Annotated in this window: 22 protein-coding genes and 1 pseudogene; 12 read left to right on the top strand and 11 right to left on the bottom strand. The window is 62.7% G+C overall.

The annotated features are described in order from the left end of the window. Positions 1-120 precede the first annotated feature (120 nt). Complete coding sequence (locus NKH36_RS23280; RefSeq protein ID WP_287232332.1) at positions 121-846, bottom strand: helix-turn-helix transcriptional regulator; 726 nt, start codon at positions 844-846, stop codon at positions 121-123. 298 nt (positions 847-1144) lie between these two features. On the opposite strand from NKH36_RS23280, the gene NKH36_RS23275 reads away from it, so the two are divergent. The 6 genes from NKH36_RS23275 (at position 1145) to NKH36_RS23250 (ending at position 8008) form a co-directional block, all read left to right on the top strand. Further along, positions 1145-2818 (top strand): ABC transporter substrate-binding protein, encoded by a 1674-nt coding sequence (locus NKH36_RS23275; RefSeq protein WP_352963410.1) that lies wholly within the window; start codon positions 1145-1147, stop codon positions 2816-2818. 107 nt (positions 2819-2925) lie between these two features. Further along, a complete protein-coding gene (locus NKH36_RS23270) occupies positions 2926-3954 on the top strand; it encodes an ABC transporter permease (RefSeq protein ID WP_352963408.1) in 1029 nt (342 codons plus the stop codon). Then, entirely contained in the window at positions 3954-4928 is a 975-nt protein-coding gene (locus tag NKH36_RS23265) for an ABC transporter permease (protein ID WP_352963406.1), read from the top strand. Before NKH36_RS23270 ends, NKH36_RS23265 begins: the two co-directional genes overlap by 1 nt. Beyond that, on the top strand, positions 4918-5940 hold the full coding sequence (locus tag NKH36_RS23260) for an ABC transporter ATP-binding protein (protein ID WP_352963404.1): 1023 nt from the start codon (positions 4918-4920) through the stop codon (positions 5938-5940). Before NKH36_RS23265 ends, NKH36_RS23260 begins: the two co-directional genes overlap by 11 nt. Next, positions 5937-6929, top strand: coding sequence for an ABC transporter ATP-binding protein (locus NKH36_RS23255; RefSeq protein WP_352963402.1), 993 nt, complete (start codon positions 5937-5939; stop codon positions 6927-6929). Before NKH36_RS23260 ends, NKH36_RS23255 begins: the two co-directional genes overlap by 4 nt. A 218-nt stretch (positions 6930-7147) precedes the next feature. Beyond that, positions 7148-8008, top strand: coding sequence for an alpha/beta fold hydrolase (locus NKH36_RS23250; protein WP_352963400.1), 861 nt, complete (start codon positions 7148-7150; stop codon positions 8006-8008). Positions 8009-8028: 20 nt separating this feature from the next. Here NKH36_RS23250 and NKH36_RS23245 read toward each other — a convergent pair whose 3' ends face one another. Further along, a complete protein-coding gene (locus NKH36_RS23245) occupies positions 8029-8925 on the bottom strand; it encodes an arginase family protein (RefSeq protein ID WP_352963398.1) in 897 nt (298 codons plus the stop codon). Between the two features lie 304 nt (positions 8926-9229). Then, a pseudogene (locus NKH36_RS23240) lies at positions 9230-10137 on the bottom strand (LysR family transcriptional regulator). A gap of 245 nt (positions 10138-10382) precedes the next feature. Between NKH36_RS23240 and NKH36_RS23235 the strand changes: the two are divergent. Beyond that, positions 10383-10724, top strand: coding sequence for a cupin domain-containing protein (locus NKH36_RS23235; RefSeq protein WP_352963395.1), 342 nt, complete (start codon positions 10383-10385; stop codon positions 10722-10724). 29 nt (positions 10725-10753) lie between these two features. On the opposite strand, the gene NKH36_RS23230 is transcribed toward NKH36_RS23235, so the two are convergent. The 8 genes from NKH36_RS23230 to NKH36_RS23195 form a co-directional block, all read right to left on the bottom strand. After that, positions 10754-11830 (bottom strand): ABC transporter ATP-binding protein, encoded by a 1077-nt coding sequence (locus NKH36_RS23230; protein WP_352963393.1) that lies wholly within the window; start codon positions 11828-11830, stop codon positions 10754-10756. Next, positions 11827-12627: an ABC transporter permease gene (locus tag NKH36_RS23225; protein WP_352963391.1), complete on the bottom strand. Its 801-nt coding sequence runs from the start codon at positions 12625-12627 to the stop codon at positions 11827-11829. The genes NKH36_RS23230 and NKH36_RS23225 overlap by 4 nt, the downstream gene beginning before the upstream one ends. 1 nt (position 12628) lies before the next feature. After that, positions 12629-13489 (bottom strand): ABC transporter permease, encoded by an 861-nt coding sequence (locus NKH36_RS23220; RefSeq protein ID WP_352963388.1) that lies wholly within the window; start codon positions 13487-13489, stop codon positions 12629-12631. A gap of 67 nt (positions 13490-13556) precedes the next feature. Beyond that, a complete protein-coding gene (locus tag NKH36_RS23215) occupies positions 13557-14561 on the bottom strand; it encodes an ABC transporter substrate-binding protein (protein WP_352963386.1) in 1005 nt (334 codons plus the stop codon). 66 nt (positions 14562-14627) lie between these two features. After that, positions 14628-16103, bottom strand: coding sequence for an aldehyde dehydrogenase (locus tag NKH36_RS23210; RefSeq protein WP_352963383.1), 1476 nt, complete (start codon positions 16101-16103; stop codon positions 14628-14630). Continuing rightward, positions 16100-17152 (bottom strand): LLM class flavin-dependent oxidoreductase, encoded by a 1053-nt coding sequence (locus NKH36_RS23205; RefSeq protein ID WP_352963381.1) that lies wholly within the window; start codon positions 17150-17152, stop codon positions 16100-16102. The genes NKH36_RS23210 and NKH36_RS23205 overlap by 4 nt, the downstream gene beginning before the upstream one ends. Further along, on the bottom strand, positions 17149-18957 hold the full coding sequence (locus NKH36_RS23200) for an alpha/beta fold hydrolase (RefSeq protein ID WP_352963379.1): 1809 nt from the start codon (positions 18955-18957) through the stop codon (positions 17149-17151). The genes NKH36_RS23205 and NKH36_RS23200 overlap by 4 nt, the downstream gene beginning before the upstream one ends. Further along, on the bottom strand, positions 18950-19537 hold the full coding sequence (locus NKH36_RS23195) for an amino acid synthesis family protein (RefSeq protein WP_352963376.1): 588 nt from the start codon (positions 19535-19537) through the stop codon (positions 18950-18952). Before NKH36_RS23195 ends, NKH36_RS23200 begins: the two co-directional genes overlap by 8 nt. Positions 19538-19684: 147 nt before the next feature. Between NKH36_RS23195 and NKH36_RS23190 the strand changes: the two genes are divergently transcribed. From NKH36_RS23190 to kce, 5 genes are all read left to right on the top strand, one after another. Further along, complete coding sequence (locus NKH36_RS23190) at positions 19685-20356, top strand: GntR family transcriptional regulator (RefSeq protein WP_352963375.1); 672 nt, start codon at positions 19685-19687, stop codon at positions 20354-20356. A gap of 237 nt (positions 20357-20593) precedes the next feature. Further along, the gene (locus tag NKH36_RS23185; RefSeq protein ID WP_352963373.1) at positions 20594-21181 is read left to right on the top strand and encodes a sulfocyanin-like copper-binding protein; all 588 of its coding nucleotides are present in this window, start codon (positions 20594-20596) and stop codon (positions 21179-21181) included. 264 nt (positions 21182-21445) lie between these two features. Next, entirely contained in the window at positions 21446-22252 is an 807-nt protein-coding gene (locus NKH36_RS23180; protein WP_352963436.1) for an SDR family oxidoreductase, read from the top strand. Between the two features lie 10 nt (positions 22253-22262). Further along, on the top strand, positions 22263-23210 hold the full coding sequence (locus NKH36_RS23175; protein ID WP_352963370.1) for a 3-hydroxyacyl-CoA dehydrogenase: 948 nt from the start codon (positions 22263-22265) through the stop codon (positions 23208-23210). Further along, complete coding sequence (gene kce, locus NKH36_RS23170; protein WP_352963367.1) at positions 23207-24169, top strand: 3,5-dioxohexanoate:acetyl-CoA acetone transferase; 963 nt, start codon at positions 23207-23209, stop codon at positions 24167-24169. The genes NKH36_RS23175 and kce overlap by 4 nt, the downstream gene beginning before the upstream one ends. Positions 24170-24294: the final 125 nt, after the last annotated feature.

Here is a 24294-nt window from a genome sequence, read left to right as displayed (position 1 = left end):
AGTGACGGACCCTCCCAAGCCTTGTTTGTGGCCGACGGTACTAAGCGGCCCGGCGCATTTACAGCTAGCACTATTTATAGGTTGCCCTGGCGGGAGCCGGTGGCCCTCAGGCGGAGAGCCTCAATGCTCCGGCTCGAGCAGCCGGTAGTGGGCAGCCAGCGCGATGGCGTGGAAGCGGTTTCGCGCGCCAAGCTTGCGCGTCGCCGCGTTGAGATGCAGCGTTGCAGTCGGCACCGCGCGGCCAATCTCGCGCGCGACCTGCTTGGCCGTCAGTCCGGCGGCGGCGAGGCGCAGGCACTGACGCTCGCGCGACGTCAGATGGACATATTGGCAGGTGCGGATTCCGGCATCGAAACCGGCATAGACAGAGTCGTGCAAAAGATGGCCCAGATCGCCGATTTCGGCGATGAACTGCCTTGCTTCGGCCTCGAACCCGGTTTCGGGGTCGGCGCGGATCGCGGTGAAGGTGGCCAGATCCCCGCCGGCAAGACGGATGGGCACGGTGACGCCGCAGGTCATCCTTGTATCGAGCAGATAGCTGATCACGGGATCATGCCTGGACCGAAGCACGTGCTGCATGACGGTGCTCTGAACGCCTTTGTGCGACCAGAGGAACGGCCTCGATACGGCGAGCGCTGCTTCCTGCACGGGGTCAAGTTGATAATACCCGCCTTTACACCAGAGATCCTGCATGTCGCGCGGCACGTTGTGCAGAGCCATCAGCGAGGGCGTGATCAGGTCGCCCTCATGGCTGACGGGCACAGGCGTATAGTCATAGATGAATGAGGTGAAGCCGACGGGCTCCAGCACATCGGTCGCCACCGCCATTGCAGCGTCGATGCTCATTCCTGTTCGGAACCGGCTCTCTAGATCGCCTGAAAAGCCCTGCATGCGACAAGCTTACCCGCTGGCCATTGCTTGTCAAATAGCCATGTCGTCGGAGTGCTCAATAAATGGGCTTAGGGCGGCCTCTGCGACCTATCTATCTTAATAGCTATCCTGTCTGGCTTCACTGGTCGTAGTCTTTTGCGATTGGGCGAACTCGCGGAGATCACCCGCAACCCAAGATCATTTCCAGCCACGCCGCGGTCGATGATTGCGTATAGCGTGGCAAGTCGACACGCTTTCCACGAGGAACACAACCATGCGACCCCAAAAGGCACTGGCAGCGTTGATACCCGGCTTGGCTCTGCTCGGCATGACGATCGTGTCGCCGCCGAGCAGTGCCTTGGCCGCGGAAGGCAAGCCCGGCGGCACACTCCGCTTGCTGGCCAATGCAGCCGCCGGCACCGCCGATCCACACATCAATTACACGCTGCAGTATTTCCAGATGAACTATATCCTCTACGATGGTCTCGTGACCTACAAAAAGGCCGGGGATAAGACCGGCTTCGAGGTTGTCGCGGATCTCGCCGAAACCCTGCCGCAGGTCGAAAACGGCGGCAAGACCTATGTCTTCAAGCTGCGCAAAGGCATCAAGTTTGCCGACGGCTCGGACGTCACCAGCAAGGATGTGTTGGCTTCGTTCCAACGCATCTTCAAGATCAGCGGACCGACGGCCGGGACATTCTACAACGGCATCGTCGGCGCCGATGCGTGCTTGAAAACACCGGCGACGTGCAGCCTCGACGGCGGCCTGTCGGTTGACGACGCAGCCGGAACGATCACCTTCAACCTGGTTCAGCCGGATGCCGAGTTCCTGCAGAAGATCGCCATTCCACACGCGGCGATCCTGCCGGCGGGCGCGCCGCTCAAAGATGCCGGCACTGATCCGATCCCGGGCACCGGGCCCTACATGATCGCGAGCTATGACCCGAACAAGCTGATGAAAATGGTGCGCAATCCTCACTTCAAGGAATGGAGCAAGGAAGCCCAGCCGGCAGGATATCCGGACGAGATCGACTACGAATTCGGCCTTACCGACGAAGCGGCTGTGACGGCGGTCGAGAATGGGCAGGCGGACTGGATGTTCGATCCGCCGCCGGCGGATCGTCTCGGCGAACTCGGCACCAAATATGCCAAGCAGGTCACTGTGCATCCGCTGACGGCCATGTGGTATGCGCCGATGAACAACAATCTCGCGCCGTTCAATGACATCCGTGTTCGCCAGGCGGTGAACTTCGCCATCGACCGCGCCGCGATCGTCAAGCTCTTTGGCGGCAGCAATCTGGCGCAGCCGGCCTGTCAGATCCTGCCGCCGGGGTTCCCGTCATTTGCGCCCTATTGCCCATTCACCGCCAATCCGGGCGAAAAGTGGTCGGCACCGGATATGGACAAGGCCAAACAACTGATTGCTGAATCGGGAACTGCAGGTCAGGAGGTGACCATCATCACCGAGGACAGCAGCGTCTCGAAGTCGATCGGGGTCTACCTGCAGGACGTTCTCAACCAGCTCGGCTACAAGACATCGGTCAAGCCGATCTCGCAGAACATCCAGTTCACCTACATCCAGAACACCAACAACAAGGTGCAGATATCGATCTCGCAATGGTTCCAGGATTACCCGGCGCCATCCAATTTTCTGGAGGTATTGTTCAGCTGTGCCTCGTTCACGCCGGGCTCGGACGCTTCTGTCAACATTTCCGGTTTCTGCGACAAATCGATCGACGCGTCGATGGCCGAAGCAGAAACAGCCACCATCGCCGACCCGGCCAAGGGCGCAACGCTCTGGACCGCCATCGACAAGGCGGTGACGGACAAGGCCCCGGTCGCCGTTCTGTTCACACCCAAGCGGGTCGATGTTGTCTCTTCCAAGCTGAAGAACTTCACCTTCAGTCCGCAATTCTACTGGATTGTCAGCCAGTCCTGGGTGGAATGATCCCCCGGAGCCAATGCGACGGAGTGCCACCGGCGCTCCGTCGCATTTCCTTTTCCGCCGGATCAGCGCATCTTTCAGGTCGAGATTTTTCCTAGGCAATCCTGTTCATGGTCAATGTCATTGCGGACCAGCCTGCCGCCCCGGTCCGCCAAGCCGCCGATGGCCCATGGCGCACGGCATGGCGCAAGCTTAGAGCCGATCGTTCGGCAATATCCGCGTTCGGCGTGCTCGTCGTGATCGTGATCGCCTCGCTGGCGGCGCCGCTCTATGCGCACTATGTCTCGCACACCGATCCGTTCGTGACCAATCTCAACGGCGAGATCGTCATCGATGGGGTGATCCAGCCGGTATTGCAGCCTTCCACCGAAGGCCTCGGCCTCGGCATGACGCCGATCGGGCCTACCTGGCGGATCGGCCCCTATCTGCTCGGCGCCGACAATCAGGGCCGTGACGTCGCGGCGCGACTGCTTTATGGCGGGCGGGATTCGCTGTTGATCTCGGGTGCTGCCGCTGTGCTGTGCCTCACCCTGGCGACCTTTCTGGGGGTCGTGTCCGGGTTCTTCGGCGGTATCGTCGACATAAGCCTGTCGCGCATTCTCGATGTGCTCTGGGCCTTTCCCATTTTCCTGCTGGCGATTTCGCTGTCTATCGTGCTGATTGCGCAGAGCATCCAGATCGGTCCGTTCGAAATCCGCTCCGGCAGCCTGTGGCTACCGGTCTTCATCATCGGCATCGTCTATGTGCCCTACGTGGCACGGCCGATCCGCGGCCATGTCCTGACCTTGATGCAGGCCGAATTCGTGACCGCGGCGATCGGGCTTGGCGCGTCGCCCTGGCGCATCCTGCTGCGTGATATCATGCCCAATGTGGTGACGCGCATCATCGTTTTCGTGCCGTTGATCCTGGCACTCAACATGATGACGGAATCCTCGCTGTCGTTCCTGTCGATCGGCGTGCAACCGCCGGATGCCAGCTGGGGCACGATCATCCAGGACGGTCAGGGCCTGCTCTATTCCAGGCCGATCGTGGCGCTGGCGCCCGGGCTTGCCATTGTCATTACGGTGCTTGCTCTCAACATTCTGGGCGACGGCGTGCGAGACGCGCTCGATCCGAAGTCCTCGCCGAGGGGTATTTAGTGCTTGCCGCTCTGAGTTTCCGGCTCGGCCAGATGGTGCTGGTGATGTTCGGCATCAGCGTCGTCGCTTTCCTGATCTTCTTTGCCACGCCCGGTGCCGATCCCTCAGCCCGCATCGCCGGCCGCAATGCTTCCCAGGAGACATTGATCCAGGTCCGCCACGATTTCGGTCTCGACCGGCCATTGCCGGTGCAATACGGGCTGATGATGAACCGGCTTTTCGTCAGCCGCGATCTCACCTCCTTCGTCAATCGCGGGCAGCGCGTAATTCCCGCGGTGATGGGCGCCATTCCCGTTACGCTGTCGTTGGTCGGCGGCGCCGCGGTGCTGTGGGTGCTCGGCGGACTGATCGTCGGGGTGATCGCCGGTGCGACGCGCGGCACATTCATCGACCGGGCGCTGATGATCCTGAGCCTGATTGGCGTGTCCATTCCGGTCTTCTGGCTCGGCGAGGTCGCCAATCTGCTAACACAGAGCCGCTGGCATGACACCTGGCTGTTTTCCTGGGTTCCTCCGCTCGGCTACATCCCCCTGACAAAGGATCCCTGGGGCTGGTTCAGGGCGCTCGTCATTCCGTGGTTTACGCTGGCAACCCTTTATGTCGGTCTCTACGGACGGGTGCTGAGGGCAAGCCTGATCGAGATGATGCAGGAGGACTTCATCCGCACCGCGCGGGCCAAGGGGATCGGCGAGCGGCGGGTGCTGCTGCATCACGGCCTCAGAACCTCACTAGTGGCATTCGTCACCATGTTCGGCCTCGATTTCGGTGCGCTGGTCGGTGGCGGTGCGCTGTTGACTGAGGTGGTCTTCGGGCTGCAGGGCGTCGGGAAATTGACTTATGACGCACTGCAGACCCTCGATCTGCCGATGATCCTTGCCACGGTGATCTACGCCTCCTTTTTCGTAGTGATGGCAAACTTCGTCGTCGATACCGTCTTTGTCTTCATCGACCCGAGGGCCCGCGATGTCCGTTGACGCTCCCCTTCTCGTCGTCGAGGGTCTCACAGTATCCTTTCGCAGCGACGCGGGCCTGGTGCGGGCAGTGGCAGGGGTCTCGTTTGCCGTCGAGCAGCGGGAGATCATCGGGGTCGTCGGCGAGTCCGGTTCGGGCAAAAGCCAGACCTTGCTCGCCATCATGGGGCTGATCGACAGCCCCAATGCCGTTCTCTCCGGTTCAATCCGTTTCATGGGACAGGAACTGATCGGGCTCAACCGGCGTGCGCTCGATGCCATTCGCGGTCGCCAGATCGCCATGATTTTTCAGGATCCGATGTCGGCGCTTACCCCGGTGCACACGATCGGCAACCAGATCGGCGAGCAGGTGCGCGCGCATGAGAAAGTGTCGGCACGGGCGGCGCGGGCGAGGGCGGTGCAGTTGCTGGATGCGGTCGGCATTGCGAATCCGGATCGGGTCGTCGACGGCTATCCGCATCAGCTCTCCGGCGGCATGCGCCAGCGTGCGGTGATTGCGATGGCGCTCTCGTGCAACCCGGCGCTGCTCGTCGCGGATGAACCGACCACGGCCCTCGACGTGACCGTGCAGGCGCAGATCCTCGAGCTGATCGGACGGCTGCGTGACCAGTTCGGCTCTGCGGTAATCCTGGTCACGCACGATCTCGGCGTCGTCGCCCAGGTCGCGGATCGGGTCATGGTCATGTATGGCGGACGCTTCGTCGAGGAGGGTAGCAAAGGCAGCGTGTTCCGGACGCCGCTGCATCCCTACACATGGGGACTGTTCGGCTCGATCCCGCCGATGGATGGCGAGCGTCCGGCACGGCTCGCCGCGATTCCGGGAGCTCCGCCGTCCCTCTCCAACCTGCCGAAAGGCTGCGCCTTCGGTCCGCGCTGTTCCTTTCGCCACGATGCCTGCCTGGTCCAGCCCCCGCTTGTCGGCGGGAACGGCCATCGTGCTGCTTGCGCGTTGCCGGAAACCAGCCGCAAACGGTTCCATACCCGCGAGGTTGCCAGCATCGAGACGCCAGTATGAGCGGCGTGCTGCGGGAGCGCCCGCTGCTCCGGACCAGCGACCTTTCGAAACGCTATCACGTCGGCCGCTCGATTTTCCCGGCGCAGCGCCGGACGGTCCAGGCGGTCGACACGGTATCGCTCGACATCTGGCCGGGGGAAACTCTTGGCATCGTCGGAGAGTCCGGTTGCGGTAAATCCACTCTTGGCCGATGCCTGGTGCGTCTGACCGGTATCACCTCCGGTTCGCTGGAGTTCGAGGGCCGCGACATAACCGACGTGTCCCAGCGCCAGCTCCGTCCGTTGCGGCGACAGATGCAGATGGTCTTTCAGGATCCGAGCGCCTCGCTCAATCCGCGTCGGCGGGTCGGGGATCTGCTGGCCGATCCGTTCCGCATCCATGAGCGCCTCTCGGCATCCGAAATGGCGGATCGTGTGGCCGAGCTTCTGCGCCGGGTCGAATTATCCCCCGAGCACGCGGCGCGCTATCCCCACGAATTCTCGGGCGGCCAGCGCCAGCGTATCGGCATTGCCCGCGCGCTGGCACTCCGACCACGGTTGATCGTGGCCGACGAGCCGGTCTCGGCACTCGACGTTTCGATCCAGGCCCAGATCGTCAATCTGCTGGCCGATCTGCGCGAGGAGTTCAACCTGACCTATGTATTCATCGCCCATGATCTGTCCGTGGTGCGTCAGATTTCGACGCGAGTGGCCGTCATGTACCTGGGATCGATCGTGGAGAGCGGGCCGACTGATCTGGTCTTTGCGGCGCCCAGGCACCATTACACTGCGGCACTCCGTTCCGCGGTGCCGATACCCAGCGTCGATCGCGCGCGACGCGAGCGGCTCGTCCTGAAGGGTGACTTGCCGAGCCCGATGAACCCACCCTCCGGGTGCCGGTTTCACACCCGTTGCCCGGCTGCTACTTCCACGTGCCGCAACGAGCGTCCGCTTCTGCAGAGCACAGGAGACGGTCGCTTGGTTGCTTGCCATCATCCCGGCGGCGGGTAAGGCGCGGGATTCTCGTTCGGGTGACAGATGGAAGGCTGGGATTCCCGAAGAGTGCGACGGTGCCTGTGCTTGAGGAAGATAAATTGTCCCTCAAAGCAATCGAATGGGAGTGCGTATCCACAAGCACGCTATGGCGCGACGTAACCCATGGATTTAGAATAAATCCGGGAGAAAGGCGAGCGAACGAGCAATGGCTCGGTGAGAGAAGGAGGCCTGCATTGATCCGGCACTATCTTCGTGTCATGGACGGAAGCCGTCTCGCGGTGGATGTCGGAGGGGATCCCTCCAGTCCCGCCCTATTGCTGCTGCACGGCTTTCCCAGCTCAGCGCGCACGTTCCGGCGTCTGGCCCCGATGCTCCTCGACGACCTGTTCGTCATCGCTCCCGATCTTCCGGGGTTCGGGGAGTCCGATGTCCTCGCCTCGACCTCCTTCGAAGCAATGGGGAAGGCAATCCTCGAAGTCCTCGACCACTTCTCCGTCGGTCCTCGCTTCATCTACCTTCACGATTTCGGCGCGCCAGTCGGCTTTCATGTCGCGATGCATGCGCCCGCGCTGGTGACGGGTCTGATCATCCAGAATGCCAACGCTCATACCAGTGGGTTCGGCCGCCAATGGGCAGACACCATCGCCTATTGGTCGAACCCCACCGCGGAGAATGAGGCCGCCGCCACCGCTCATCTGACCTGGGAAGGGATGCGGTATCAGTATGTCGGGGGCCTGCCCGACGATATCGCAAAGTCCATCGGTGCCGAAAACTGGGATGAGGACTGGCGCGTGATGAGCCTGCCGGGACGGCTCGAGGCACAACGTGCCCTCGTGGCGGACTATGGAAACTATGTGCGCCGCTTCGCAGAGATCCAGGGCTATCTGCAAACCTACCAGCCGCCTGCACTGATGGTGTGGGGTCGCCATGACCCCTTCTTCGAACTCGCCGAAACCATGAGCTGGATCGAGGCGCTTCCCCGTATCGACGCCCATATCCTCGACGCCGGTCATCTCCTGCTCGAAACCCGCGCGGAAGCGGCAGCTCACCTGATCCTTGATTTCATCAACAGGGAAAAAGGCCGGTCCAGATAGCAGGCGGGCGTCCCGTCCGCTTAAGCGGGCGCGGCCGTGCCGAGAGCCACCGCCAGGACATCAGCAAGGCGACGGCCGACGCTGCCGTCCTCGTCGAGGCGCGGATTGTAGATGGTGACCTCGAGCCCAACCGCCTTTCCGCTCGCCAGGATGATCCGGAGCGCCGCCGAAAGTTCGTCCCAAGACAGCCCGCCGGGTACGCGGAAATCGACCGCCGGCATGATCGCATCGTCGAGACAATCGGCGTCTAGATGGATGAAGAAGCCGTCGAGTTCCGCCTGCGTCAGGTGGCCAACGGCCGCCCGGGCGGCGGCTTCGACGCCCAGGCGGCGGATGGCGTGGAGATCGTAGGCCATGAGCTCCGCCGGCAAAGGCTGGCTGCCGAACTCGGCCTGGTCCTCGTGATCGCGAAATGCGAAGGCGACAGCGTCCTCGGAGCGCACCAACGGACGGCGACCCTCCAGGTCGGTCAGCAGCGCCGGCCCGTAGCCGGTGACGAAGGCCAGGTCCATGGATGCGCCTTCGCTGTTTGGCTCGGCCTCGGGCTGGAAGAAGTCGGCGTGGCCGTCGATAAAGAACAGGCCGTAGCGACCGCGCCGGCGCAGCGCGAGCATCGGACCCAGCAGGATGGTACAGTCGCCGCCCAGCACCACCGCGAATTCGCCCGCATCCAGCACCTCCTCCACGGCGTCGGCGAGCTTGGGCGACCACGCCGCGATCGCCTTGGCATTCAGCGTCAGGGTGGCAGGGTCGGGCTTCGGGTCTTTCGGCGGGACGGCCAGCCGCCCGGCACGGCGCGCATGGATGCGTTCGGCGAGGCCCAGTTCCAGCAGCCGACCGGGCAAGGCCTCAACGCCGTCGGTCGCCAGACCCAGCGAAGATGGCGCTTCAAGGATGGCATAGGGGCGGGTCGGCATCAGATGCTCCAGAAGTAAGAACCGGCGCAACCGGGCGGTCGTCGCTACTGAAGGCTGCGCGGCTGCCGGTTTGACGGCCCCATAAGCGACGCTTTTGAGCAAGAAACTCGCCTTGCAGCCGACGTAGCCTCACTACCTGGGCGAAACCGAGGAAATTTCAAGCCGCCCAAATCCCCTGTTGAAGTCAAGATCGCACGTTTTCTGACCGATGGGAGACGGTTCTTGAGCGCATTCAGAGAGAAAGTTGCCAGGCTGGATCAATGGATTGCCGTAGCTCAAAAACGATCCAAAACGGGCGCTCCTCTCAAAGGCCTTCGTCCCAATACGGCGTGCGCCCTATGCATCGCGCAAGGTGGTCGACGAAGGCACGGACATTCATCGACATGAGCCTGTTGCTGGGATAAACGGCATAAATCGTGCTGGCTGGAGGCTCCCAGCCATCCAGCACGCGTCGCAGCGCGCCAGTACGCAGCGGCTCCGCTACCGCCCAGGTGGGCAATAGGGCAATGCCGATGCCGTGAGCGCGGCGACGCGCAGCATCTCCGCATTATTGCTGCGAAAGCTGCCGCCCACGGCCACCCGCACCTCGCCAATTTTGCCGGCAAGGCGCCATTCATCGCCCCAAGGCAGGACGCTGGTGCAGAGGCAGTTGTGCTTGGCAAGGTCGCCCGGCTCGTGCGGCATTCCATGCTTGTCCAGATAAGCAGTTGCAGCACAGGCGACGAGCCGGGATGGCGCGAGCTTGCGCACGACAAGCGGCGAATCCTGGAGCACGCCGATCCGGATCGCCAGATCGAGCCCCTCATCGACCAGACTCACATGCGCCGCGATCAAAGCAATATCGACGGAAAGTTCCGGATAGCGCCTCAGGAACTCCGGGATGGCCGGCGCCACATGCATCCAGCCGAAGCTGTCGGGCGCTGATACGCGAATCGTGCCGCGCGGCTCGCGCTGCAACGCGCTCGCTTCTTGTTCCGCCGCTTCAGCTTCGGCGAGAATCCGCACGCAGCGGCGGTAGTAGGCTGCGCCCGCTTCGGTCATCGAGAGTCGACGCGTGGTCCGGTTGAGGAGGCGAATCCCCAGGCGCTGTTCGAGCGGCTGCACATGGGCGCTGACGGCGGATTTGGAGAGTCCGAGCCGATCTGCCGCAGCCGAGAAGCTGCCGCTGTCCACGACGCGAGCGAACGCCGCGATGCCATCGAGCGGGTCCATCATCGATTGTCCTGAAATCCGGACGGCATGTCCATACAATTCCGGCTAATCAAAGGGCGAGAACGGCCTATATCTGGCGAGCGACCCGAACCACGAGGGAGATCGACGATGGATGCCAACATTACAGCGGCCGAATCGTTCGTTCGCGAACCGGCGGCCGGCTCGACGTCAACGTTCTGGGCATCACCCATATCTACAAAGCCACCGGCGCCGAGACCGCCGGGTCCTTCTCGCTCTGGGAGTCTGTGGTTCCGCCGGGCGCGGGAACGCCACCGCACACCCATGCCCGTGAGGATGAAGCCTTCTATTTGCTGAGCGGCGAACTCGTCATCGAATTCGAGGGGGAATCCGTGCCCCATCGCGTTGCGCCCGGCGGCTTCTTCTTCGGCGCACGCGGCCGGCGCCATGCCATCCGCAATGTCAGCGACAAGCCGGCCCGCGTGCTCGTGCTTTGCGCGCCGAGCTGCGGCCTTGATCAGATGTTTGCAGAATTGGACGCGGCGACCGCCGCCGGCATGCCGGAAATGGGAAAGGTCGTGGCCATCGCCGCCAAATACGGCGTGACCATCGAGCCGCCGGCTGCCTGAGATGCCGTTCCAGACCGCCAGCGCGCCCGTCAGGCGGGAAACAGAAATGCGGCGGCGGGATCGAAAAAAATCTGTCTGCTCGAGGTGATGCCTTCATGTGCTTGCGCCATGTCGGATGTCGGCCTGACGTCGATCTCCTGGCCGGCGGCCGTGCGCGCGATGACACGTCGCCGCTCGCCGAAGAAAGCGGTGTCGATGAATTCGACCGCAAGCCCGGCAGTGGCCGGGCCGGGCCGCAGCCGAAACGCTTCCGGCCGCACCATCAGCCTGGTCTTCTGGCCATGGCTGAAGTCCTGATCGATCCTGACGCCCGACACGACCGAGCCATCGGCCAGGCGGATCGTGGCGGAGCCGTTGACGGTTTCAAGATGCTCGGCCGGCAGGAAATTGGAATTTCCGATGAAGCTGGCCACGAATTCGCTCGCAGGTCTCAGATAGAGGTCCTCACCGGTGCCGATCTGCTCGATGCGCCCGTCCCGAAACAGGGCGATGCGATCCGAAGGATGCAGCGCCTCGTCCTGATCGTGGGTGACGTACAGGATCGTTACGCCGGTTTCGCGATGGATGCGCCGTATCTCGGCCTGGATTTCCTCGCGCAGCTTCTTGTCGAGCGCCGAGAGCGGCTCGTCCATCAGAAGGATCGGCGGATCGTAGGCCAGCGCCCGGGCAAGCGCCACGCGCTGCTGCTGTCCGCCGGAAAGCGCGCCAGGATATCGGCCGCCGAAACTCTCGAGCCGGACCAGCGACAGCATCTCGGCGACTTTTCGGTTCACCTCGGCGTCCGGCCGGCGGCGCACGCGCAACGGAAAGGCAACGTTCTCGGCGACGGTGAGATGCTGGAACAGCGTGTAGCGCTGGAACACCATGCCGATATTGCGCTTGTGCGACGGCACCGACAGCAGCGACCTGCCTTCGAGAAGAACGTCGCCGGATGTCGGCTGCTGAAAGCCGGCGACCGCGTAGAGCGTCGTCGATTTGCCGGAGCCGGAAGGGCCGAGGAAGGTCAGGAACTCGCCCTTGGGTATATCGATCGTGACATCGTGCACGGCGACGAAGCTGCCGAATGTCTTGCGCAGGTAGCGAATGGAGAGAAACGGTTCGGTCATTTTGACAGTTTCCGCCGAATGAGTGCGGTTACGATCATCAGGCTCAAGGTCAGAAGTACCAGGAGGCTGGAGGCGGCGGCGATGACCGGGCTGAGATCCTGGCGCAGGCTGCCCCAGATCTTGACCGGCAAGGTCTGCAAGGTGGGGCTTGCCATGAAGATCGCGACCACCACCTCGTCCCACGAGGCGAGGAAGGCAAAGATCGCCGCCGAAAAAATCCCGATCTTGATCGCCGGCAAGGTGACCCGGAGTTTTGCCTCGAATGGGCTTGCGCCGCAGACGACCGCCGCATCCTCGATGGATTTGTCAAATCCTTCGAGTGCCGCGGTGATGGGAATGATGGCGAAGGGGAGTGCCAGGACTGTGTGTGCGATGACAAAGCCTGCCGTGGTGCCGCCGAGCCCGATCCGCAGGAAGAATGCATAAATGGCGATGGCGAAGACGACGACCGGCAGCACCATTGGCGTCAGCAGCAGGCCGCGAAGCGTGTTGCGCCCGCGAAACTGTCCCCGGACCAGGGCGAAAGAAGCCAGGAGCCCGATGACGACGGCAAGGATCGCGGCCATGGTGGCAATGCGCGCGCTGGTCAGCGCCGCTTCGAGCCAGGCCGGATCGGCGAAGAGCTCCTCATACCATTTCAGCGTCCATCCGGGCGGCGGAAAAGCCAGCCACCGCGACGATCCGAACGACAGCAGCACGATGAAGACCACCGGCAGTAGCAGAAACGCGGCAACCAGGCCGGTGAAACCCAGAAGTGCTGCACGCAGCCAGCCGAGCCGGTCGTAGTCGAGCAGCATCTCAGATGCCTCCTGTCATGCGCTTGGCGCCGACGAGGCGCAGTTGCAGCGCGTAGAGTGCCATGGTGACCACAAGCAGGATGAAAGCCGCCGCGCTTCCGAGCCCCCAGTTGAGCAAGGACTGGATCATCTGGGCAATCATTGCGGCGAGCATCATGTTAGAGGTGCCGCCGAGCAGCGTCGGTGTCACGAAATAGCCGAGCGACATGACGAAAACCATCAGGCCGCCTGCCGCGATTCCCGGAAGCGACAATGGCAGCAGAATGCGGCGGAAGGCGTCGAAGGGGCTCGCACCGCACAGAGCGGCGGCGCGCAGCGTCATCGGATCAATGGCGCGCAGGGTTCCGACCAGTGGAAGTATCATGAACGGCAGCATGATGTAGACCATGCCGATGGTGACGCCGGTCAGGTTGTTGATCAGCGGCAGCGGCTCGCTGATCAGGCCAATATCCATCAGCGTCCGGTTGATGACCCCGGTGCGTTGAAGCAGCACCATCCAGGCATAGGTGCGGGTGAGCAGATTGGTCCACATCGACAGGATGATGATGCCGAAGACAATCGAGCCGAGGGCAGGCGGCATGATCGCCAGCATCCAGGCGACCGGAAACGCCACGATCACGGTGACGGCGGTGACGACGGTGGCGACCAGAAAGGTGTTGAAGAAGACCCGCGCATAGGTGCCGTCGCCAAACAGGATTGCGTAGTTCTGCAGGCCCGGTACGGGTTCGGTTACGCTGCGCAACAGCAACGCGACGACCGGCACCACGAAGAACAGGGTGATGAGGGTCAGCGCTGGCAAGGCGCCGCCGACGCCGTCTGGCCTTCGGAGGATTGGCAGTCGATGAAGCAAATTGCCCGACATGGCGATGATCCCGGCAGCTCAGGCGGGACGCCTAGCGGCGCCCCGCCGGTTCATGGGTGATGCCAGGCTATTTGGCCTGCCAGGCGTACCAACGCTCCGCGATCTTATCGCGGTTTTCAGCCCAGTAGTTCATGTCGAGGTTGATCTGCCCGTCGACATAGGCGTCCGGCAACGACTTGACGACATCGGCCGGCATTTCGGCTTTGGCTGCCGTGTTGATGGGGGCATAGCCGCTTGCTTCAGCAAACATTGCCTGGCTTTTCGGGCTTGTTGCAGCGGCCAGGAATTTCATCGCGCTCGCCTTGTTCTTCGACCCCTTGGGAATGACGAGCACGTCGGCGGCAGTCATGTTCTGATTCCAGGATGCGCCGACATCGGCGCCGTCCTGCTTGAGGGCGAAGACACGTCCGTTCCAGAGCTGCCCGAAGGCCGCTTCACCGGAGGCGATCAGCTGTTGCGACTGCGCGCCACTGTCCCACCAGACGATTTCCGATTTGATCGTGTCGAGTTTCTTGAACGCCCGGTCGAGGTCGAGCGGATAGAGTTTGTCTGCAGGCACGCCGTCGGCCAGCAGCGCAATCTCGATCACGCCCGGTGCCGACCATTTGTAAAACGTGCGCTTGCCGGGAAATTTCGTCAGGTCGAACATGTCGGCCCAGCCGGTTGGCTCGCCCGACACCGCTCCTTTGTTCCAGGCAAGAACGAAGGAATAGTAGAAGCTGCCGACCGCATGATCGGTGGTGAAGCGAGGATCGAGATCGGCCTTCGGCACGACGTTGAAATCGATCGGCTCCAGCAGGCCATCCTTGGCCGCCTTGATGGCGAAATCCATTTCCACATCGACGACATCCCAGGCGACGCTGCCGCCTTCCACCATGGCCTTTAGCTTGCCGTAGTCCGTCGGGCCGTCCTGCAGGACCTTGATGCCGGAACTCGCTTCGAACGGAGCAGCCCAGGATTTGGTCTGCGCCTCCTGGGTGGTTCCACCCCAGCTGGTGAACACCATTTGATCGGCGTGCGCGGCAGTGGCTGCCAAGAGTCCGGCAAGGATGCCGGTCAAAATCAGTTTCATGTCATTCTCCTCTGTTGGTTGCCTGGTTTCTTGTTGTTATGAAATTGCGCGATCGCGGCGCTGCCCTCACCGCATGACGAACGGATCCGGGATCGGCTCGTCGGATATGCGTATCCAGACGGATTTCGAGCGCGTGTAATCGCGGATTGCGTCAAGTCCGCCCTCACGGCCGAGCCCCGACTGCCCATAGCCGCCGAACGGCACGAGCGGCGAAACCGCGCGGTAGGTGTTGACCCAGACGACGCCGGCATGGATGTCGCGCGCCATGCGGTGCGCCTTGGCGAGGTTGGTGGTGAACACGCCTGAGGCGAGGCCGAACGGCGTATCGTTGGCAAGCGCCAGGGCTTCAGCTTCCGTGTCGAAGGTGAGAACGCTGAGCACCGGACCGAACAACTCCTCCTGTACACAGGGCAGTCCTGTATCGTCGGCGTCGATGATGGTCGGTGCGTAGTAGAAGCCGTGCGGGTGATCGTCGGGCCTTTTTCCGCCGGTGACCAGCGTCCCGCCCGTGGCGAGGCTCTCGGCAACGATCTTTTCGATCCATTCCCGCTGACGTGGCGTTGCCAGCGGTCCCATTTCGGTGGCCGAATCCTGCGGATCACCAATTTTGATGGCCTCGGCCTTGTGCTTCAGCCTGTCCAGGAACTCGGTTTTTATCGAACGCTCGACAAGCAGCCGCGAGCCGGCGACGCAGCTTTGTCCAGACGCCGCAAAAATCCCGGCCACGACCGCGTTTGCCGCGCTGTCCAGGTCTGCGTCGGCGAAAACGACAACGGGACTTTTCCCGCCCAGCTCCAGCGTCGTATAGGCGAGATTTTCCGCCGTGTTGCGGACGATAGCGCGAGCGGTCGAAGGTCCGCCGGTGAAGGCGACGCGTGAAACCAGCGGATGACTTGTCAGGCGCCGGCCGCAATCGTGCCCGAACCCGGTCAGTATGTTGACGCTTCCGGCGGGAAATCCGGCCTCGTGAACGAGTTCGGCGAAGGCCAGCAGCGGCGCTGGGCCGTCTTCCGAGGCTTTCAAGACGACCGTGCAGCCGGCCGCCAGTGCCGGACCGAGCTTGACGGCCGAAAGGAAGAGCTGCGAATTCCACGGCACGACGGCAGCGACGACGCCGATCGGCTCGCGCCTGATGGTGACGTCCATATCGGCCTTGTCGATGGGCAGATGCGAGCCTTCATGCTTGTCGGCAAGCCCGCCATAGTAGCGGTAATAGTCGCCGACATAGGCGATCTGGGCGCGGGTCTCGCGGATGATCTTGCCGGTGTCGCGCGTTTCCAGTTCGGCCAGGCGGCCGGCATGGGCGACGACCAGGTCGCCGAGGCGCACCAGCAGCTTGCCGCGCGCCGTCGCCGTCAGCGAAGACCAGGCGGCGGAGTGCAGCGTCCGGTGCGCCGCCTCGACGGCGCGGTCGACATCGGCTTCGATTGCGGCGGGCATCGTCGCCCAGGGCGCTCCGGTTGATGGATCGATGCTTTCGAAGGTGGCTGTCGGTGTATCGAACGCCCCATCTATGAAGTTCCTGAAGGCCACAAGGGTCATTGCGGCCTCCCATGCCCAAAGGCTGGCATCACCTTGTCGACAAACAGCTGCAGCGACTTTTTCTTGCGCTCGTGTGGCAGGCCGCTGTCGATCCAGATCGAATATTGGTCGTAGCCGAGCGCCTCGTATGCTTTCAGCCGGGTGATCACCTCTTCGGCTTCGCCGATAACTAGGTTCTGTCGGATTTTATCCGACGCGTATTGCGGCATGGCCGCAATCTCGTCGTCGGTGAGCGCTTCCAATATGCCTTGGCGAACAGGCTTCTTGTTCTGGAACCACGCGCCGAACTGGCAGTAGAACAGCGACAGGTCCTTCGTCAGCTGCTCGGCATCGGCCGCGTTCTCGGCAACGAATGTGTGCATCAGCAGCATAGTGTCGGGGCGGGCCATGTCCGGATGAGCCGCGCACGCCGCGTTGAAGCGCTCCATCAGGCTGGTGACTTCGCCGTCGCCGGAGGCGAGCGGCGTCACCTGGACGTTGCAGCCGTTGGACACGGCGAACTCGTGCGAGTTCGGATCGCGCGCCGCCACCCAGATCGGCGGGTGCGGTTTTTGCACCGGCTTGGGCGACGAGCTGGTGGAAGGAAACGACCAGAATTCCCCGGACATCTCGAAGTCGCCTTCCCAGAGGCCCTTGATGGCGGGGATGATCTCGCGCATGCGCTGGCCGGCGCCCCAGGCGTCGAGCCCAGGGAACAGGCGTTGGTATTCGTAGCTGTAGGCGCCGCGCGCGATGCCGATGTCGAGCCGGCCGCCTGTGATGACGTCGGTCATGGCTGCTTCGCCGGCGAGCTTGATCGGATGCCAGAACGGCGCGATGACCGTTCCTGTGCCGAGCCGGATGCGCTTCGTCCTGGCGCCGAGATAGGCGATGTTGATAAACGGGTTTGGCGAGATGGTGAACTCCATGCCGTGATGTTCGCCGATCCAGGCCGTCTCGAAGCCTGCCGCCTCGGCCATCAGGACCAGTTCTTCAAGCTCGTCGATGAGTTCGGCATGCGGCTTTGCCGGGTCCGAGCGTTCCATATGGACGAAGAGCGAGAACTTCATATCTGTTGACCCGGATTAGAAGTGTTCATGGACACCGGCTTGGCGAGCGGCCGGACTTCACCTTCGACCTCGTTGCCGACGTAGACTCCAAACGCGTCCTCCCGACATTCGCGAACGTAGCGGGCGAGCATCGAGCGCACAGCAGCGTCGGCGATGTTCAGTCCGGCAATCCTGTCGATGTCGACGAGCCGGACCTTGCCGTCGCTGGAGTGGGGCGCGTCAACCGTGCCGCGGTAGTAGACGTGCGTTCTCGATGGATTTGCTGCGTCGTCCCAGACCGCAAACAGGAAACCGAGATGAGCATCGATGGCTTTCGCAGCGAGGCGTCCCCTGAGGCTTCGCGTGTCGCTGGGGGTTCCAAGTCCTCGGCCCGCCGGCAATTCGAAAAAGCCGTCGGCGGTTTCGAAGAACAGCACGCGGCCGTCATCTTCGAGGATCGCGCCAACCTCCATGTCGGGTGGCGCCGCCGCCAGCGCTTCCTGGCTGAGACCGGGTGAGACATAGGCGCCACGGCAGTAGCCGAGCGGCTGCGATGAATTGTGGGAAAATTCGCGAACGCGGCCGATGAGGATCGAATGATCGCCGGCGTCGACCAATTGCTCCATGTCACAGTCAAACGTTGCCACCGATCCACCGAGCAGCGGGCTGCCGGTCTGGCCGAAGCGCCATTCGACAGCCGAGAACTTGTCTTGCGATTTCGAAGCGAAGACGCCAGACGCAGCTCTCTGTTCCTCGGAGAGGACGTTGATGGCAAAGCACTTCGAGGTCGAAAACACAGGATGACCCAGCGCTTTCTTGGCGATGCAGACCAGCACAAGCGGCGGATCGAGCGAAACGGATGTAAACGAATTGGCGGTGAAGCCTCGAGGCTCTCCTTCTGGCCCGATCGCGGTGACGATGGTAACGCCGGTCAGGAAGGAACCGAGCGCCCGCCTGAATTCGCCCGCGTCGAAGGCTGTGTCCATCGCCGGTCGCTCCGGTGTGCTTGCGCCGTCGTTGCTCTCGAGAAAATCGACAATGCGCCGTGTGACCATGTCAGGCGAGGCTACGGCCATCATGTGTCTTTCGCCCTCCAGAACGACGCAGCAACCGCGCGGCGCGAGGCGGGCCATCGCCGCCGACATCGCAGGTGACGAATTCCTGTCCTCGGAGCCGGTCATGAACAGGGCCGGCACTGCGAGATCGGGAAGACGATCGCCATGCGCCGCATCGGCATGGGCGAAAAGTCGATATGTGCGCGCATAGCCTTCGGAGTTGACGCTTTGCAGTGCCGCGCGCGTTGTCCTTGCGGCCTCGGCCAGGCTGTCGGGGACCGGGTTGCCGAACCAGCGCGCGATCGTTGCGTCCGTCCCTGACGGGTTTTCCGCGCCGTTCAATTCGGCGGCGCGCTCGCGCACTGCCTGGGCAAGGTCCGCCGGGCGGCGAAAGACCGCGTTGAGCGACACCATGCGGCGGACCCGTTCTGGTGCGTTGAGAGCGATTTCCTGCCCGACCAGCGCCCCCATTGAGTGGCCAACGATCGAGACGGTTTCCAGACCAAGGTGATCTAGAAGCCGGATTGCTTGTCCGGCATAATCGGCAAGCCTGGCATCCTCGGGCGGCAGCGGCGACAGGCCGTGTCCCAGCATGTCGATCGCGATCACATCCCATCTGTCTTTCATCAGCGCGATCTGTGGCTTCCAGATCACCGCATTCATGCCGACGCCGTGGATCAGGAGGACCGGCGCGCCGGATCCGGCACGGATGAAGCCGGTGCCATCAGGCGCCGTTCCGCGATGCCAGCCAAGCTCCGTCAACTCAGCCATGCAGGTCGCCGACCTCCTTGAGATCCTGGTAGCGGTCGCCGATTCGATGATGCGGCCGTCCGCCGATCGAGGCGCCAAGCGCCACCACCAATTCGTCCGGCGCCGGCGCGTCGCCGATCTGGAAATGCACCGTCAGGTAGTGCGAACGTCGGCCTTCATCGTTCTTGTCCATGAGCGGGATCATGATCGGCGTGTTCGGCCCGCCACGCAGATTGGTGAAGGCAAGATAGGTCTTGGCGCCGACGGCACGCCGATAGTGGTTGCCGAAATGCAGCGTATGGATGAGCGCGGAGGCATGCTCGATCTCGCCCAATGTGCCGCAGATTGCGGCCTTGCCGTAGCCTTCGATCGCTTCGCCAGACCCCGCGACTGTGAGGATTTCATGGGTCAGCATCTCCCCCAAAACCGGCGCATAGGCGCGGATCTCGGGAGAAAGGTCCTCAGTGAAACCGCGCCCGGCCCAGGGATTGTCGAGCACTGCCGCCACGCCGATCAGGCGCAGCGGCCGGGGGGCCACCTTGCCGCCTTCAATCAGCGTGTTCTCAACGTATGTGACGATCTTTCGGATGGCCGGCTTCATCGAATCCTCAGCGGTCGATCGGGATGGGCATCCGGAAAACTTCCCTTCCGCCACAGTCATCTTATGGTATACCATACTATTGAAGACCAAATCCCTTGTCAACGAATCGTCGAATCTGTTTCTTTGCGGATGCTGGGAGTAGATGAATTGGCCGACGACACACTCAGGATCGAACGATCCACCAAGACGCTGAGAACGCTGGCGCTGGAGCGCATGCGCGACGCGATCATGGGGTTTCATTTCCAGCCCGGCGAACGGCTGGTCGAGCGGCCGCTTTGCGACCAGCTCGGCGTCAGTCGCTCGGTGGTGCGCGAAGTTCTGCGGCAGTTGGAGACTGAGGGCCTTGTCCAGATGATACCAGGCCACGGACCCGCCGTGGCTAGGCCAGATCTCAGCCGCACCGACGAGATTTATGAACTGCGCGCCCTGATGGAGGGCATTGCGGCGCGCGCCTGTGCGCTGACGGCGACTGAGGACCAGATCGCTGCGCTTGAGCGCGCATTCGATGTGTTGCTCACGGCGTGGGCCTCAGCCAATCCGATCGAGGTGATGCGAGCGACGACAAAATTTTATGAAGTGCTTTTCGATGCCGCCGACAAGCGCATCGCCTGGGAGATCGTCCAGGGTCTGAACGTCCGCATCAACCAGCTGCGTTCCATGACCATCGCTTCGGTGGACCGCCGCGATGCCGCAATTGCCGAAATGACCGACATCATGAACGCCATCAAGTCGCGCAACGGCGATGAAGCCGAAGCGGCGGCCCGGCGACATGTGGAGCAGGCCTGGCGAATTGCGCAACAGACTCTTCGCGACAGCTGAAGCAGAAACTTCACATTTCGGAATCGCTCGTCGTCCTCGCACTGACGCACTGCAGGTAATTCCAACGCGCATAGCAGCGACGGTGTTGTTTCTGGCTGCTGACGGTAGCGCACTCTGGGTTTGCTGGTGGGGATGCTATTTCGAGCGTATTCTCTTGCTTAGGGAAGAAGCCAAGTCGACCTCGATTGGCGGTCGCTTGCGCTCGGCCGCCCCGCTCGGGAGGAGCCTCTGATTGCGATGGCGCGCTTTGCTCACTTTGCCCTTCTCGCCGTCGCCTTGGGATTGTTGCCTGGAATTGCCCTGGCCGGGGAGCCTTTCGTCCCGAGCTGGATCGAGAACGATCCCGCAGCCAAGACAGTGGCCATAGAGATTGTTGCCGATTGGAACCAAGTCGAGCGGTACCGCAGGGACAACATCCGGACCGACATTATCGACTTCAACGGTTACTGGGGCGGCAATCTCACCATCGTCGTGCCAGCAGAATGGTCGGTAGAGATCGAGTTCATCAATGGCTCCTCGTCTTTCCGGCACAGCCTGATGCTGACCAGGGTCTACGCTCAGTCAGAGATGCCAGTGAAGTTGACGGCCGAGGATGCGATCTGGGGGGTGTACACCGATCCGCCAGAGGGAATTAAAATCAATGAGAGGAGGCAACTCAACTTTGTTGCGCAGCAGGCCGGGAGCTATTTCCTCGCCTGTGCCAGACAAACGCATCTGATGGACGGACACTGGATCGGTTTCGAGGTGAGAGACAGCATCGAGCAGGCGGTGGCAATCATAGACGAAAACAAATTTCCGCAGGAGCAGCCCCCAGGACGGCCTTAGGGGCTAAGCGAGCAAGCCCGCGCTATGGCTTGGTCGTGGAGATCAATGCAAATCCATGGCGGCTTACCGGAAATTCGAAAGTCTGGCGTGCCCGAGCAGCTGCCTTTGCTCGCCAGGCCACCAGCGAGCAATGCTTTCGTCACTATTTCAGCTGCCCTATGCCACAATGGCAATACTGTATGGTTTGGTCGTTCAGGGCGCTGTCATGGCGCTGCGCGAACGGCGGCTGCAATGAGAAAGGATCGGACGATGAGTGCGACGGCGATAAGTAAAGCGGCACCGTCATCCCCGGACGATTTTCTGACCGGGCTGAAGGGGCAGCGCGTGCTGGTGACGGCGGGCGCCGGCGGCATCGGCTTGGCCATCGCCGAAACGCTGTCGGGGCTCGGCGCGCGCATCGTCGTCTGCGACGTTTCCGACGAGGCGCTGGCTGCTGCTCCGGACAAGATCGCCCTCGTCGCCGCGGTCCAGGCCGATGTCTCGCGCGAAGACGACGTCGACCGGCTGTTCGAGACCGTGAAGGAAAAGCTCGGCGGGCTCGACGCGCTGATCAACAATGCCGGCATCGCCGGGCCGACCGGCGGCGTCGATGAAATCGATCCGGCGGACTGGCGGCGCTGCATCGACATCTGCCTGACCGGCCAGTTCCTCTGCGCCAGGCGTGCCGTGCCGCTGATCAAGGCGGCGGGCGGCGGCTCGATCGTCTCGATGTCGTCCGTCGCCGGTCGCCACGGCTACGCTTTCCGCACCCCCTATTCGGCGGCCAAGTTCGGCGTCATCGGTTTCACGCAAAGCCTCGCCAAGGAACTCGGGCCGCACGGGATAAGGGTCAACGCCATCCTGCCTGGCATCATCGAGGGACCACGCATCGACAAGGTCATCGCCGACCGAGCCAAGCAGCTCGGTGTGTCGAATGAGGAGATGACGGAGCGATATCTCCAGAACATCTCGCTGCGCCGCATGACCAGCCCCTATGACGTCGCCGCGATGGTCGCCTTCCTGTTGTCCGATGCGGCGATCAACATCTCCGGCCAGTCGCTCGGTGTCGACGGCAATGTCGAAACGCTGTGAGGAACCGATCATGACGAAGGTAGCAATTGTCGGCAGCGGGTTCATCGGGCGGGCCTGGGCGATCAGTTTTGCCCGCGCCGGTCATGACGTGCGGATGTGGGACCAGTCGCCGGCCGCGACCGAAGGCGCGCACGATTACATCGCCGGCGTGCTAGGCGACCTCGCTGCGAACGATCTGTTGGGGGGGCAGGCAATCGACGTCATGGTCGGTCGCATCGCCGTCGTTGCCGAGCTGGAAGAAGCGCTGGCCGATGCGGTCCATATCCAGGAGAACACGCACGAAAACCTCGACGTCAAGCGCGAGGTGTTCTCTCGGATCGATGCAATTGCCGCTCCGCAAGCGGTGATCGCCAGTTCCACCTCGGCGTTGCTGCCGTCGAAATTCACCGACCATCTGCCAGGGCGGCACCGCTGCCTGGTCGTGCATCCGATCAATCCGCCCTATCTCATCCCGGCCGCGGAAGTCGTGCCGGCGCCATGGACGTCTTCCGAAACAATCGAAAGGACCCGCGCCCTTCTCGTCGCCGCAGGCCACGCGCCGCTGGTGATGAAGCACGAGCTCGACGGCTTCATCATGAACCGCCTGCAGGGCGCGCTGCTGGAGGAGGCTTTTCGCCTTGTCGCCGACGGTTATGCCAGCGTCGAGGATGTCGATATCGGCATTCGCGACGGGCTGGCGCTGCGCTGGTCGTTCATGGGTCCGTTCGAAACGATCGACCTCAATGCGCCGGGCGGCGTACGCGACTATGTCGAGCGCTATGAGACGATCTATTCCAACATTTTTCCGCAAATGCTGCGCCGCGTCGACTGGGCCGGCGAAGTCATCGAGACGGTAGAAGCCGACCGCCGCAAGCGGCTGCCGCGGGAAGAACTCGGCGAACGGCAGGTGTGGCGCGACCGCCGGCTGATGGCGCTGGCGGCGCACAAGAAAAAATCGGATCAGGAGTTTGGAAGATGACGGAAACAAGCCGCAAGCCCGGCGCCCAGCTGACCAGAGGCAAGGTTATCATCACCTGTGCGGTGACCGGCGCGATCCACACACCGACCATGTCGCCCTATCTGCCGATTACGCCGGACCAGATCGCGTCCGAGGCGATCGCGGCCGCGGAGGCAGGTGCGGCGATCCTGCACCTGCATGCCCGCGACCCCGAGACCGGCAAGCCCGACCAGACGCCGGAGGCGTTCGCGCGCTTCCTGCCGCGCATCAAGCAGGCCACCAATGCCGCCATCAACATCACCACTGGCGGCAGCCCCTACATGAAGGTCGAGGAACGCGTGCGCCCGGCCGCCGAGTTCAAGCCCGAGGTCGCCTCGCTCAACATGGGCTCAATCAATTTCGGGCTCTATCACCTCGTCGACAAATACGAGACCTTCAAGTTCGACTGGGAAAAGCCGCATCTGGAAGCGACGCGCGACCTTGTCTTCCGCAACTCGTTCAAAGACATCGAATACATTCTTGCGACCTGCTACGACAACGGCACGCGCTTCGAGTTCGAGTGCTACGACATTGCCCATCTCTACAATCTCTCGCACTTCGCCGATCGCGGGCTGGTGAAGCCGCCGTTCTTTGTGCAGTCGGTGTTCGGTCTGCTTGGCGGCATAGGCACGCACCCCGAAGACGTCGCCCATATGAAGCGCACCGCCGACCGGCTGTTCGGTGACGAGTTCCGCTGGTCGGTGCTCGGTGCCGGCGCCAGCCAATTGCGCATCGCGGCGCAATCGGCAGCGCTTGGCGGAAACATCCGCGTCGGGCTGGAGGACAGTCTTTGGGCCGGTAAGGGTAAGCTTGCCAAATCGAACGCCGAGCAGGTGGTGCTTGCCCGCAAGATCATCGAGGGGCTTGGCATGGAGGTGGCGACGCCCGACGAGGCGCGCGAGATCCTGTCACTGAAGGGCGGCGACAAGGTCGCGTTCTGAGGCGGCTCGCGAGATCTGGGCCTACGACTGGCGCCCGGCGATGGCGTCCTGCGCGGCAGCCTGTTCGCGATAACCGGCCTTGGCATCAAGGGCGTTGCGGAATCACGCTTCGCCGGATGACGGCG

The organism is Mesorhizobium sp. M1312 (genome assembly GCF_040318115.1).
In the GTDB taxonomy this organism is placed as follows: Bacteria; Pseudomonadota; Alphaproteobacteria; order Rhizobiales; family Rhizobiaceae; genus Mesorhizobium.
This window is presented reverse-complemented; position numbering and strand designations above follow the sequence as displayed.

Coding starts and splice junctions, on each gene's coding strand:
- NKH36_RS23280 (WP_287232332.1), bottom strand. CDS start 846: ATGAGCATCGACGCTGCAATGGCGGTGGCGACCGATGTGCTGGAGCCC.
- NKH36_RS23275 (WP_352963410.1), top strand. CDS start 1,145: ATGCGACCCCAAAAGGCACTGGCAGCGTTGATACCCGGCTTGGCTCTG.
- NKH36_RS23270 (WP_352963408.1), top strand. CDS start 2,926: ATGGTCAATGTCATTGCGGACCAGCCTGCCGCCCCGGTCCGCCAAGCC.
- NKH36_RS23260 (WP_352963404.1), top strand. CDS start 4,918: ATGTCCGTTGACGCTCCCCTTCTCGTCGTCGAGGGTCTCACAGTATCC.
- NKH36_RS23255 (WP_352963402.1), top strand. CDS start 5,937: ATGAGCGGCGTGCTGCGGGAGCGCCCGCTGCTCCGGACCAGCGACCTT.
- NKH36_RS23245 (WP_352963398.1), bottom strand. CDS start 8,925: ATGCCGACCCGCCCCTATGCCATCCTTGAAGCGCCATCTTCGCTGGGT.
- NKH36_RS23230 (WP_352963393.1), bottom strand. CDS start 11,830: ATGACCGAACCGTTTCTCTCCATTCGCTACCTGCGCAAGACATTCGGC.
- NKH36_RS23225 (WP_352963391.1), bottom strand. CDS start 12,627: ATGCTGCTCGACTACGACCGGCTCGGCTGGCTGCGTGCAGCACTTCTG.
- NKH36_RS23220 (WP_352963388.1), bottom strand. CDS start 13,489: ATGTCGGGCAATTTGCTTCATCGACTGCCAATCCTCCGAAGGCCAGAC.
- NKH36_RS23215 (WP_352963386.1), bottom strand. CDS start 14,561: ATGAAACTGATTTTGACCGGCATCCTTGCCGGACTCTTGGCAGCCACT.
- NKH36_RS23210 (WP_352963383.1), bottom strand. CDS start 16,103: ATGACCCTTGTGGCCTTCAGGAACTTCATAGATGGGGCGTTCGATACA.
- NKH36_RS23205 (WP_352963381.1), bottom strand. CDS start 17,152: ATGAAGTTCTCGCTCTTCGTCCATATGGAACGCTCGGACCCGGCAAAG.
- NKH36_RS23200 (WP_352963379.1), bottom strand. CDS start 18,957: ATGGCTGAGTTGACGGAGCTTGGCTGGCATCGCGGAACGGCGCCTGAT.
- NKH36_RS23195 (WP_352963376.1), bottom strand. CDS start 19,537: ATGAAGCCGGCCATCCGAAAGATCGTCACATACGTTGAGAACACGCTG.
- NKH36_RS23185 (WP_352963373.1), top strand. CDS start 20,594: ATGGCGCGCTTTGCTCACTTTGCCCTTCTCGCCGTCGCCTTGGGATTG.
- NKH36_RS23175 (WP_352963370.1), top strand. CDS start 22,263: ATGACGAAGGTAGCAATTGTCGGCAGCGGGTTCATCGGGCGGGCCTGG.
- kce (WP_352963367.1), top strand. CDS start 23,207: ATGACGGAAACAAGCCGCAAGCCCGGCGCCCAGCTGACCAGAGGCAAG.